The organism is Streptomyces boncukensis, assembly GCF_011045075.1.
GTDB classification, from domain to species: Bacteria; Actinomycetota; Actinomycetes; order Streptomycetales; family Streptomycetaceae; genus Streptomyces; species Streptomyces boncukensis.
Genome location: NZ_JAAKZZ010000241.1, coordinates 1 through 10,998, shown reverse-complemented (window position 1 = coordinate 10,998; position 10,998 = coordinate 1). Strand labels below are relative to the sequence as shown.

The following is a 10,998-nucleotide window of genomic DNA, read 5'->3' as shown; positions in this document are numbered from 1 at the left end:
GGGCAAGGTCGTCCGCCGCGTCCTGGTCTGCTTCGACTGCGAGCGCCCCGGCAGCGCGACGGTCATCCGCAACGGCCTCTGCGACGACTGCCGCGCCACCTGCACCACCGCCCCGGCGGGCATCCCCGCCACCTTCCTCCCGGCCCGGGACGTGCAGGCCCACGCGGACCGCATCCGCGCCCAGCTCCGCGAAATCCAGCAAGAGGACAACCCCGCATGACACTGCTACCAGCGGATAGCATGCCGCTTATGGCGCCGAAGACGCAGGTCAACCTCAGGCTCAACAGCGAAGCTGCCGAGATGGCGAGGCACGCGGCGGAAACGCGGCACGTCAATGTGAACGAGTACGTGGAACAGCTCATCCGGGCCGACAACGAAAAGGTGTACGAGATCTTTCTGGCCGGAGCCAAGGAGATCCTGGACGACTACAGCGAGCTCATCAACGACATCGAGGCGGCGGCCGACTCGTGACTCCGTCGCACATCGACTTCGCCTGGATTCTTGAGGTCGCCCGCGTGGCAGGTGCCGACGATCCGGCCCCGGACGACTACGGAGTCCCGATCGCGGCTGTCGAGCGACACCACGCTGTGCTGGCAGGCCAGGACGTCTACCACGGCTCCTACGCGCGAGCCGCCGCGCTGGCCCACACCCTGGGCCGACTGCGCTGGCTGGAGCGCGACAACCTGCGGATCGCCGTTGCCGTGACCCACGGCTACCTGCGGGCTTCCGGTACCGGTGTCCGCCTCACCCAGGAGGGCGTCACCGCACTCGCCACCGAACTCGTCAGCCAGAAGGCGACAGCGGCGTCCGTAGCCGCCGTACTCAGAAGCTGGCCCCGGGACACAGAGGATTAGCCACCCATGCCCGAGCACAGCGTCACGCTGGTCTTCGACAACTTTCCGGCCCTCCCGGAGGAAGAGCTGGAGCGTCTCCTCGCGCCGCTGGCCGAGAACCCTCCCGAAGGCTGCACGTACGAACTGCGCTACGGCGATCACATGGTCACCGGCATCCGCGAAGCGGACAGCAGGTTCGCCGCCGTCGCAGAAGTGGCGGCGGAGGTCAAGAGCCGCTGCGGACTCGCCTTCAACGGGGCGGGCATCGAGAAGCCCGACGAGTGGCTCGGCGAGGACCACGGTCAGCAGGTGAGCGCACACCTCGTGCTGGCAGCCGTCCACCGCGCCAAGCACTGCGGCGTGTCCCCAGAAGAACTCGTGCGCCTGATTCAAGCGGTGCGCGAGTAGCGGTCCACGCGGGATCCCTCCGCACCCCGCTCGGCATTGCCATGAATTTACCCGGAGCGCATATGGGGACGAAACACCTTCCCCACCCTGCACAAATTCACACCAAAACACACACGACCGACAGACATCGCCGATAATCGTGCATTGCCTCTACGTAATCGGTCCACTACGTTCACTGCTCGTACTTTTCCCGTTACACCGAGAACGCAGGGGAGCGTTCATACGTGATGACACGCAGAGCCAAGGCACAGATAGCCGCCGTGAGCGGCATCGCCGCCGCATCGCTGCTGGGGGGGGCGCCGGTAGCGTCCGCCGCGGACGCGGGCGCCGCCCGTACGGACGGGGCGCAGCTGACGAACTGGAGCAGCAGCATGTACAACGTGCTGACCGGGTTCCAGTCCCGCCGGTGGGGTGACAAGTCCTACTCGCAGATCTGGTTCACGGGGTGCAGCGTCTCCGGCGGCCCGAACAGATCCACGCACGTGGATCTGCGGTGGGACCGGCCCGGCCGCCCCGACAAGAGCTGGGGAACCAAGAAGTACACCGCGTGCTTCAAGTCCAGTACGAGCAAGAGCAACGGCCAGTGGCACGGCCTCAGTTCCGGAAAGCACTTCTTCCAGATCAAGAAGATCAACGGACTCTCGTCCGGGGTCGCTCTCGGCGTGAAGAAGGTGTACGTGGACACCACGAAGAAGGACGGCTGACCACGGGTCCCGTCCACCGAGGGGTGCTCCTGCGCCGCAGGGGCACCCCTCGCCTCTCGTATCAGCCGCGCTGGAGCCCCATGAACCTCGCCACACGCCTTCGCAGCCACAGCGCCCTGTGGGCTTCGCCGCTGGCCCTCGGGCTGGTGCTGTACTACTTCTTCCGCTTCTTCCAGGACGACTACGAGGTGATCAAAGGGGAGATCACCTACGCCCCGGAGATCGTGTCCCTCGCGCTGGACCCGACCTACGCTCTCGCCTACGCGGCCGCCTCCTGCCTGGCGGCCTGGGAGAGCGGCCGCCTCAAGCGCGACGGGGTATGGGCGGGCGCCCCGGCCCGCAGCCGCTACCGCATCGCCGCTCACGCGCTGTTTCCGGTTCTGGTACTCGCCTGGGCCATGCTCGTTCTTCCCGTCCTGCTCGCGCTGGCGCGCGAGGGGGTCGCGCCCACCTGGGCCTGCGTTCCCCTGCCGGCCATGACGCTCCTGGTCGCCACCGCGCACTGTGCGATCGGATTCGGGGTGGGCGCGGTCGTGCCCCGGCTCCTCGCCGCGCCGCTGCTGGCTGCCGGGGTGTTCTACGGCGTGGCCTCCTCGGCGTCCTCCGGGGAGCGTCTGTGGCCCCGCCATGTCCTGGGGCAGTACTCGCGGGTCCTCACGTTCGGGGAGCACACCACCTGGACCTCCCTCGCACCTCATGTCCTCTTCGCCGGCGGCCTCGCAGCGGGCGTGGCACTTCTGTGGGTACCGGCCCGGAACCGTCACCTCCGGTCCGCCGTTCCCGCACTCGCCTGCGCGGTCGCTCTCGCCGGGACGCTCACCGCCTACAGCATCGCCAAGGACTGGGGCGCCTCCGCGCCGGTATCGGTCGGACACGCGGACCTGGACTGCTCGGGCTCGACGCCCCGTGTCTGCGTCCCCGCGGCCGGACACGCGGACCCCTCCGAGGCCCGCACGGACGCGGAAGCCGTACTCAGCGAACTCGCCGCGGCCGGTGTGCGGGTGAAGCCACCGCGTACCGTCTCCGACAACATCGTCAACGGGGTGCATCCGCGCTCTTCCACCAAGGGCACGTGGTGGCTGCCCGTCACATCCAGCCAGCGCAAGGGGACCACGCGCTACGAGGTCGTGAAGCAGGCTGTTCACTTCCCCTGCAAGCGCACCACCGACATCGTCGCCAGCCGCAGCGCCATGCTGTGGGCCTCGGGGACAGTGGGCGAGGGCAAGCGGTACCTGAAGTGGCAGCGCGGGGAAATGCTCCAGTTCGCCAACGGCGACAAGGTACTCGGACTCGTCGAGAAGCGGGTGGCGGAGGTGCGCCGTACGTCCAGGGCAGCGCAGGCGTCCTGGTTCCGGGGCGAGCTCCGGCGTGCCTGCGGCGACGGTGCGCGCCCAGCGGGTGACTCCTGATGTGGTGGTGGATCAAGGCGCGTCGCGCGCACACGCTGCTGCCCGCCGCACTGACGGTCTTCGCTCTGTTCGCCCTGCTGGTGCAGGACGCGGTGGCGCGGTTGCCGTCCTTCCTCACCGGCAGCGACAACCCCGTGGTCGCCATGCTGCTGGTGCCCATGCCGCTGTGCGCCGCGCTGATGATGACACTGGAGTCCCGGCTGACGGCCGCGGAGGACTCCGCCACACGCCGCGTCCGCGCCCGGGACGCGGGACTCACGCTGACAGCCGTGGGCGCGGCTGCCCTGGTGGGTTTCGTCCTCGGCGCCGCCCTGGATTCCGACACCGCTCTCGCCGTGGGCCGCAACACCGCGTTCCTCACCGGACTCATGCTCTGCGTACGCGCCGCGGCAGGAGCACCCGCCGTGATGGCACCGGTGGTCTGGTTCCTCGCCGTCGCCCTCTTCGGCTTCGACCGCGCGAACCACCCGTACTTCTGGACGGTGCTCCCCCGCGACTTCGGGGATCCCGCCGCTGCTCTCGCAGCCGCCGTCGCGCTCGCCGCCGGCCTCACCGCTCAACTGGGCCTCCGCCCCCGCACCGACTCCGGTTCCTGACCGCCAGGAGAGAGAAACGCCATGACACTCGAACTCCGCTCCTGTACCTACGCCTACCGCCCCTGGTCCCCTCCCGTCCTACGGGATCTCGACTACGCGCTGGATCACGGACTGACGATCCTGCTCGGCCCCAACGGGGCCGGGAAATCCACCCTGTTGCGCCTCGCCGCGTCCGTGACCCGCCCCCGCAAAGGCACCGTCACTCTGGACGGCATCCCCTCCCACCAGCGCTCCTACCGCGCGGCTGTCGCCTGGATGCCCCAGCGGATCACCGCCATGACCGCCCTCACCGCACGGGAACAAGTCGCGTATACCGGCTGGCTCAAGGGCATGAACAAGCGCGACGCGTGGGAGGCCGCCGCTCGCGCCCTGAGCCGCGTCGACCTCACCGGGCAGGCCGACACCAGGACCAAGCGGCTCTCCGGCGGCCAGCTCCGGCGCGTCGGGGTCGCCTCCGCCCTCGTGCACGGCGCCCGGGTGCTGCTGCTCGACGAGCCGACGGCCGGGATGGATCCGAGGCAGCGGCGGGTCTTCCGGGATCTGCTCGCTCCCCTGGCCGAGGAGGTTCGCGTGCTCCTCTCCACCCACGACGTGGCCGACCTGGCCGAGGAGTGCGACCACGTCACCGTCCTGGACGAGGGACGTATCGCCTACACCGGCACCGCAGCGGGCTTCCTCGCCCACGCACCGCGGGACACGGCGCCGGGCCGCGCGGCGGAGGCGGCTTACACCGCGCTGAGCGAGAGCGGCGCGCGGCTCTGACCCCGTTGCCGGAGCGCCTCAGGCGTGTGCGCCGGCGCGCAGGCCGTCGGTGACGACGGTGAGCAGGCGCCGGCTGCGTTCGTGCCCTGCGGGGCCGCCGTCGGGCCGCCACAGGAAGGAGACCAGGAGCAGGACGTCCTCCGGGTCGGCGTCGGGGCGGATCCGGTGCGCTTCCTTGCCGGCGTCGAGCAGTCGGCCCAGGGCGCCGACGACCGGCGCGTAGTACTCGTGGCTCAGATCGGCGCGGGTGGCGGCCTCGACGGCGCGGGAGGCCGCGTGTTTGACGCGGCCGTAGGCGGCGAGCTGGTCGAGCCACCGGCGGAGCGCTTCGAGGGGTTCGTGGTCCTCCAGCAGCCGGGGGGCGCTGTCGACGAGGGCCTCGACGTCTTCCCGGTAGACGGCCAGCAGCAGGGATTCGCGGCTGGGGAAGTGCCGGTACATCGTGCCCTGGCCGACGCCGACGGCCTTCGCGATCGCCTGCAGGGGCGTGTCGGGGTCGTCGGCGAGGGCGGCGCGTGCGGCGGCGATGATGCGGGCCCGGTTGTCCCGCGCGTCGGACCGCGGTGCGCGCCTGTGGGGTGGGGTCATGGGTCTCCCGTCTCGCTCTTCCGGACATGTGTCCGGTACGGCGGGCCCGCGGCGGACGGCTGTCCCCTTAATGGATTCTAGAGCGGAGTACGACGGGATCGGAATCGGCGGCGCGCGGACCCGGCCCGCACCCGCACCGAGGACCTGCGGCGGGAGGCCGGGCCCTCGGTGCGGGGCTCCACGGTCGCGCCGGGCTTCGTGGCCACCGACGCCGTCGACGCGGTGCCGGATCCCCGGCCATCCCGCCTCAGGCGGTGGCGCGGGCGATCGGCTTCGCCATCGAGCAGCCCGCCGACGTCGACGTGCGTGAGCGGACCGCCGGCCGGGTCAGCGAACCGTCACCGTGACCGGGTTGGAGGGCTTGCCCGCCGCGACCGTACGGACCTCCTGCTTGCCCTTCTGGCCGAGCTTCACCCGCATCTCGTAGCCGTGCGAGCGGTTGACCGCCGAGCGGGCCGGCAGCCTCTTCCACTTCCCGTGCTGCTTCTCCTCCAGATGGACGGCGGTGCCCGCCTTGATGCCGGTGACCTTGCCGTGCAGCCGGAACTGCTGCCACGGGTGGACGGCCTTGTGGTCGGCGGTGACCGTGTTCGTCTTCGCGACGGGCTTCGGCTTCGGCTTCGGCTCCGGCTTGGACGCCGCCACGGCGCTCGTGGTCGCGGCGCCCGCGCCGAGCAGACCGGCGGTGACGAGACCCGCGACAGCGGCACGGACACGGAAGGTGGTCATGCGGTTCATGGGCTTCCTGTTCTGGGTGAGACGCTACCGACGCCCCCAAGACAACAGGAAACGGTCATTCACGGCATCCTTCCCACGGCGGAAGGGTGAACCCGCCCAGCGGCGTACAACCCTCCGGGGCGATCCTTATGACACCCGTCGAGCGGACAGACCACCGTCGACCAGGAGGACCGCTCCGGTCACCTACGAGGCCCGGTCGCTCAGCAGCCGGGCGCCGGCGGCGCACCCCGGGGCTGCGCCGGGCTGACCCGCGCCTGCGGCTGTCGGACATCGAGCGGGACCATCGGCACCATCTGACGGGCGCGCCACCGGGCCCGCCGTCCGGGCCGTCGCGGGCGATCGTGCTGTCCGCGACCTACGAGGTGATGGAGACGGCCGACTTCGGGCCCCTGGTGGCCCGCCATCTGCGGGCCACCGCGGCCCGCTGCCCCGACGCCCCCGAGGTGACCGGGCTGGTGTCCGAACCGCTCTCCGGCAGCGAGGAGTTCGCCCGGCTGTGGGACTCCCGCCCGCCCGGAAACGCCGCCCGGAAACGCCCGAGGGCGGCACCCCCTGGGAGAAGGGGTGCCGCCCTCGGTCCGTACAGGCTTCGGCCAGACTTCGGACAGGGACCGTCAGAAGTCCATGCCGCCCATGCCGCCCGCAGCGGCGGCCGCGTCGGCACCGCCGCCGCCCTTCTCCGGCTTGTCCGCGATGACGGCCTCGGTGGTGAGGAAGAGCGCCGCGATGGAGGCGGCGTTCTGCAGCGCGGAGCGCGTCACCTTGGCCGGGTCGAGGACGCCCTCCTTGATCATGTCGACGTACTCGCCCGTGGCGGCGTTCAGGCCCTCGCCGGTCGCCAGACCGCGGACCTTCTCCACCACGACGCCGCCCTCAAGGCCGGCGTTGACCGCGATCTGCTTGAGCGGGGCCTCCAGGGCCAGCTTGACGGCGGCGGCACCGGTGGCCTCGTCGCCCTCCAGGTCCAGCTTCTCGAAGACCGTGGCGGCCTGGAGCAGGGCCACGCCACCGCCGGCGACGATGCCCTCCTCGACGGCGGCCTTCGCGTTGCGCACCGCGTCCTCGATGCGGTGCTTGCGCTCCTTCAGCTCGACCTCGGTGGCCGCGCCGGCCTTGATGACGGCGACGCCGCCGGCCAGCTTGGCGAGGCGCTCCTGGAGCTTCTCGCGGTCGTAGTCCGAGTCGCTGTTCTCGATCTCGGCGCGGATCTGGCTGACCCGGCCGTTGACCTGCTCGCTGTCGCCCGCACCGTCGACGATGGTGGTCTCGTCCTTGGTGATGACGACCTTGCGGGCGCGGCCCAGCAGGTCCAGGGAGGCGTTCTCCAGCTTGAGGCCGACCTCCTCGGAGATGACCTGGCCGCCGGTGAGGATGGCGATGTCGCCCAGCATGGCCTTGCGGCGGTCGCCGAAGCCCGGCGCCTTGACGGCGACGGACTTGAAGGTGCCGCGGATCTTGTTGACCACGAGAGTGGACAGGGCCTCGCCCTCGACGTCCTCCGCGATGATCAGCAGCGGCTTGCCCGACTGCATGACCTTCTCCAGCAGCGGAAGGAGGTCCTTCACGTTGCTGATCTTGGAGTTGACGATGAGGAGGTACGGGTCCTCCAGCTCCGCCTCCATGCGCTCCATGTCGGTGGCGAAGTAGGCGGAGATGTAGCCCTTGTCGAAGCGCATGCCCTCGGTGAGCTCCAGCTCAAGACCGAAGGTCTGCGACTCCTCGACGGTGATGACGCCTTCCTTGCCGACCTTGTCCATGGCCTCGGCGATCAGCTCGCCGATCTGGATGTCGCCGGCCGAGATGGAGGCGGTGGAGGCGATCTGCTCCTTGGTCTCCACGTCCTTGGCCTGCTCCAGCAGGGCGCCGGAGACGGCCTCGGTGGCCTTCTCGATGCCGCGCTTCAGCGCCATCGGGTTGGCGCCGGCGGCGACGTTCCGCAGGCCCTCCTTGACCAGGGCCTGGGCCAGGACGGTCGCGGTCGTCGTGCCGTCACCGGCGACGTCGTCCGTCTTCTTCGCGACCTCCTTGACCAGCTCGGCGCCGATCTTCTCGTAGGAGTCCTCCAGCTCGATCTCCTTGGCGATCGAGACACCGTCGTTGGTGATCGTGGGGGCGCCCCACTTCTTCTCCAGCACGACGTTCCGGCCCTTGGGGCCGAGGGTGACCTTGACGGCGTCGGCGAGCTGGTTCATGCCGCGCTCAAGCCCTCGCCGCGCCTCCTCGTCGAAGGCGATGATCTTGGCCATGTGAAGTGGTCCTCCCGACATTCTGGGGTCCCCCTGCTCAAGCGGAGTCGAGAGCTTGGGGGCGGATTGCTCCGGACCGCGCTGGCGCCCGCGACGGACGGTCTGCGGCCTGGCGGTTCCCTGCCCCACCCAGCCAGCCGACCTCACCGACCCGGTCCTTCTCTGTCACTCTCACTCGTAGAGTGCTAACGCCAATAATTAGCACTCGGCGGGGGAGAGTGCAAGCGGCTCCGAAGGAGCCTCGTACAGGGGCGGTGGTCGGGCGACGGGTGGGCGCAAGCGGCTCCAGGGGTTCGGCGCCGGAGCGCCCGCCCGGTGGCCGGGGCCCGAGGACAGGGCGAAGAGGACAGGGCGAAGGGGCCGCACCCTGGCGGGTGCGACCCCTCCCGTTGCCTTCGATTCGCGTTGGTTCGCGCAGTCTGGTCGGTGTGGTCGGCGCGCAGCGCTCAGCCGGTCACGCGGACCATGTCCGCCTGCGGTCCCTTCTGACCCTGCGAGATCTCGAACTCGACCCGCTGCCCTTCGTCCAGGGTGCGGTAACCGTCCATCTGGATCGCGCTGTAGTGGACGAACACGTCCGCACCACCGTCGACCGCGATGAAGCCGTACCCCTTCTCCGCGTTGAACCACTTGACGGTGCCCTGAGCCATTCCTAACTCCCCTATTACTGGCCCTTGCACGGGCTCACACCTCGCGAGCCCGGGTCAGACCTCACCCCCAAGCCGGTGGGGGCGTGCGCCGGAACGCGTCGACCGCCGCTGAATGTATCTGCACGGACGCCCTCTGCAACAGGTCAATCGGACGAGAATTCTGGGCACGGCCGATCGGAGATATCTCCGCATAACCTGAGAAAGGGGGGCAACTCGGGCCGGGCATAACCGACCATCACGACATTTTGCCCACTGATTTCAGGCACAACTTGTCGCGTTCTCATATGCGCGTGGCAAGCGTGCAGGGGGTTCACACGCCACTCTACCGCCTCCCGAAACACGGAATCGCCCCTTCCGGGTGCTGGAAGGGGCGATTCCGCTTCAGTCTTCGACGTGGGTTCGACGCGAGTCCGGCGCGGGTCCGGCGCCGACCCGCTCACCCCCCGGCGACCGCCGGGATGATGGAGACCCCGGCGCCGTCCGGGGTCGGGGTCTGCAGCCCCTGCTCGAAGCGGACGTCGTCGTCGTTCACATAGACGTTGACGAAGCGGCGCAGCTTGCCGGTGTCGTCCAGGACGCGCGCCGAGATACCGGTGTGGTTCTTCTCCAGATCCGCGAGCACCTCGGAGAGGGTCGCCCCCTCGGCGGAGACCTCGGCCTGCCCGCCGGTGTAGGTACGGAGAATGGTGGGGATCCGGACATTGACGCTCATGGTGCCTCTTTCTCTCGGAAGGCCGGAAGGCGGGGAAGGTCGGGGAGGGGAGGGCTCTCAGGCCAGCCCGGCGGCGCGGAAGGCGTCCAGGCTGGGCCGGATCACGGCCGAGGGGCGGGCCTCCGGCGCGACGGCGTCCAGCGTCTTGAGCCCGTCCCCGGTGTTCAGCACGACCGTCGTCAGGGCCGGGTCGAGCGCCCCGCTCTCGATCAGCTTGCGCGTGACGCCCAGCGTCACCCCGCCCGCCGTCTCCGCGAACACCCCTTCCGTGCGCGCCAGCAGCCGCATCGCGTCGGCGATCTGCGGGTCCGTCACATCCTCCACCGCGCCGCCGGTCCGCCGGCAGATGTCGATCACGTAGGGGCCGTCCGCCGGGTCGCCGATGGCGAGCGACTTCGCGATGGTGTCCGGCTGCTTGACGGGCCGGACCGCGTCCGTGCCGTCCTTGAACGCGCGGGAGACCGGTGAGCACCCCTCCGCCTGGGCCGCGAAGATCCGCACCGGCCGGTCCTCGGGCCGGTCCTCGACCAGGCCCAGCCGCACCAGCTCCCGCAGCCCCTTGTCGATCTTCACCAGCTGGCAGCCGGAGGCCACCGGGATCACGATCTGGTCCGGCAGCCGCCACCCCAGCTGCTCGCAGATCTCGTACGCGAGGGTCTTGGAGCCCTCGGCGTAGAACGGCCGCAGATTGACGTTGGTGAAGCCCCAGCCCTCGCCCAGCGGGTCGCCGATCAGCTCCGAGCAGAAGCGGTTCACATCGTCGTATGTGCCGTCGATGGCGACCAGGTCACCGCCGTACACCGCCGCCATCACCACCTTGGACTGCTCCAGCCCGTCCGGGATGAAGACGCACGAGCGCAGCCCGGCCCGCGCCGCCGCCGCGCCCACGGCGCCCGCGAGGTTGCCGGTGGAGGAGCAGGACAGGGTGCGGAACCCGAAGGCGCGCGCCGCCTCCAGGGCGATGGCGACCGGGCGGTCCTTGAACGAGTGGGTGGGGTTGCCGGAGTCGTCCTTGACGTACAGCCCGCCGGTGACGCCCAGCTCGGCGGCCAGCCGGTCAGCCTGGACGAGCTGGGTGAAGCCGGGGTTCAGATTCGGGGCCGCGGCGACATCCGCCGGGACGGGCAGCAGCGGGGCGTACCGCCACATGTTCGCGGGGCCGGCCGCGATCCGGCGGCGCAGCGCCTCCGGGTCCCCCTCCGGCAGCTCGTACGCCACCTCCAGCGGGCCGAAGCACTCCAGACACACGAAGCTGGGGCCCAGCTCGGTGCGGGCACCGCACTCCCGGCAGGAGAGCGCGACGGCGGGACCGAGGTCGTAGCCGGAAGCGGTGGAGGTGGTGGGGGTGGTAC

Annotated in this window: 13 protein-coding genes and 2 pseudogenes; 9 read left to right on the top strand and 6 right to left on the bottom strand. The window is 70.2% G+C overall.

From position 1 onward, the window contains the following. The 8 genes and pseudogenes from G5C65_RS21505 to G5C65_RS21470 all read left to right on the top strand — a co-directional run. A pseudogene (locus tag G5C65_RS21505) lies at nt 1-220 on the top strand (hypothetical protein); the annotation flags it as partial. 29 nt (nt 221-249) lie between these two features. Next, a complete protein-coding gene (locus G5C65_RS21500) occupies nt 250-471 on the top strand; it encodes a hypothetical protein (protein WP_165300535.1) in 222 nt (73 codons plus the stop codon). Continuing rightward, nucleotides 468-854, top strand: coding sequence for a fic family toxin-antitoxin system, toxin component (locus tag G5C65_RS21495; RefSeq protein WP_165300534.1), 387 nt, complete (start codon nt 468-470; stop codon nt 852-854). The genes G5C65_RS21500 and G5C65_RS21495 overlap by 4 nt, the downstream gene beginning before the upstream one ends. 6 nt (nt 855-860) lie before the next feature. Then, complete coding sequence (locus tag G5C65_RS21490; protein WP_165300533.1) at nt 861-1,241, top strand: hypothetical protein; 381 nt, start codon at nt 861-863, stop codon at nt 1,239-1,241. A 224-nt stretch (nt 1,242-1,465) separates the two neighbouring features. Further along, entirely contained in the window at nt 1,466-1,945 is a 480-nt protein-coding gene (locus G5C65_RS21485) for a hypothetical protein (RefSeq protein WP_165300532.1), read from the top strand. A gap of 80 nt (nt 1,946-2,025) precedes the next feature. After that, the gene (locus G5C65_RS21480) at nt 2,026-3,354 is read left to right on the top strand and encodes a hypothetical protein (RefSeq protein ID WP_165300531.1); all 1,329 of its coding nucleotides are present in this window, start codon (nt 2,026-2,028) and stop codon (nt 3,352-3,354) included. Then, entirely contained in the window at nt 3,354-3,950 is a 597-nt protein-coding gene (locus G5C65_RS21475) for a hypothetical protein (protein WP_165300530.1), read from the top strand. The genes G5C65_RS21480 and G5C65_RS21475 overlap by 1 nt, the downstream gene beginning before the upstream one ends. A 21-nt stretch (nt 3,951-3,971) precedes the next feature. Then, nucleotides 3,972-4,712: an ATP-binding cassette domain-containing protein gene (locus G5C65_RS21470; RefSeq protein WP_165300529.1), complete on the top strand. Its 741-nt coding sequence runs from the start codon at nt 3,972-3,974 to the stop codon at nt 4,710-4,712. An 18-nt stretch (nt 4,713-4,730) separates the two neighbouring features. Here the strand turns inward: G5C65_RS21470 and G5C65_RS21465 are convergent, their stop codons facing one another. Further along, nucleotides 4,731-5,300, bottom strand: coding sequence for a TetR/AcrR family transcriptional regulator (locus G5C65_RS21465; RefSeq protein WP_165300528.1), 570 nt, complete (start codon nt 5,298-5,300; stop codon nt 4,731-4,733). A 327-nt stretch (nt 5,301-5,627) separates the two neighbouring features. Then, nucleotides 5,628-6,029, bottom strand: a complete 402-nt coding sequence (locus tag G5C65_RS21460) for a hypothetical protein (RefSeq protein WP_165300527.1) — start codon at nt 6,027-6,029, stop codon at nt 5,628-5,630. Between the two features lie 215 nt (nt 6,030-6,244). On the opposite strand from G5C65_RS21460, the pseudogene G5C65_RS39425 reads away from it, so the two are divergent. Then, nucleotides 6,245-6,544 (top strand): annotated as a pseudogene (locus G5C65_RS39425) (MmyB family transcriptional regulator); the annotation flags it as partial. Nucleotides 6,545-6,652: 108 nt separating this feature from the next. Here the strand turns inward: G5C65_RS39425 and groL are convergent. From groL to thrC, 4 genes are all read right to left on the bottom strand, one after another. Next, entirely contained in the window at nt 6,653-8,284 is a 1,632-nt protein-coding gene (groL, locus tag G5C65_RS21455) for a chaperonin GroEL (RefSeq protein ID WP_165300526.1), read from the bottom strand. 446 nt (nt 8,285-8,730) lie between these two features. Beyond that, the gene (locus G5C65_RS21450) at nt 8,731-8,934 is read right to left on the bottom strand and encodes a cold-shock protein (RefSeq protein WP_016472377.1); all 204 of its coding nucleotides are present in this window, start codon (nt 8,932-8,934) and stop codon (nt 8,731-8,733) included. 436 nt (nt 8,935-9,370) lie between these two features. After that, nucleotides 9,371-9,646 (bottom strand): MoaD/ThiS family protein, encoded by a 276-nt coding sequence (locus G5C65_RS21445; protein ID WP_165300525.1) that lies wholly within the window; start codon nt 9,644-9,646, stop codon nt 9,371-9,373. A 57-nt stretch (nt 9,647-9,703) separates the two neighbouring features. Further along, on the bottom strand, nt 9,704-10,998 hold a 1,295-nt coding region (gene thrC / locus G5C65_RS21440; RefSeq protein ID WP_165300524.1), incomplete at its 5' end, for a threonine synthase.

Coding starts and splice junctions, on each gene's coding strand:
- G5C65_RS21500 (WP_165300535.1), top strand. CDS start 250: ATGGCGCCGAAGACGCAGGTCAACCTCAGGCTCAACAGCGAAGCTGCC.
- G5C65_RS21490 (WP_165300533.1), top strand. CDS start 861: ATGCCCGAGCACAGCGTCACGCTGGTCTTCGACAACTTTCCGGCCCTC.
- G5C65_RS21480 (WP_165300531.1), top strand. CDS start 2,026: ATGAACCTCGCCACACGCCTTCGCAGCCACAGCGCCCTGTGGGCTTCG.
- G5C65_RS21475 (WP_165300530.1), top strand. CDS start 3,354: ATGTGGTGGTGGATCAAGGCGCGTCGCGCGCACACGCTGCTGCCCGCC.
- G5C65_RS21470 (WP_165300529.1), top strand. CDS start 3,972: ATGACACTCGAACTCCGCTCCTGTACCTACGCCTACCGCCCCTGGTCC.
- G5C65_RS21465 (WP_165300528.1), bottom strand. CDS start 5,300: ATGACCCCACCCCACAGGCGCGCACCGCGGTCCGACGCGCGGGACAAC.
- G5C65_RS21460 (WP_165300527.1), bottom strand. CDS start 6,029: ATGACCACCTTCCGTGTCCGTGCCGCTGTCGCGGGTCTCGTCACCGCC.
- groL (WP_165300526.1), bottom strand. CDS start 8,284: ATGGCCAAGATCATCGCCTTCGACGAGGAGGCGCGGCGAGGGCTTGAG.
- G5C65_RS21450 (WP_016472377.1), bottom strand. CDS start 8,934: ATGGCTCAGGGCACCGTCAAGTGGTTCAACGCGGAGAAGGGGTACGGC.
- G5C65_RS21445 (WP_165300525.1), bottom strand. CDS start 9,646: ATGAGCGTCAATGTCCGGATCCCCACCATTCTCCGTACCTACACCGGC.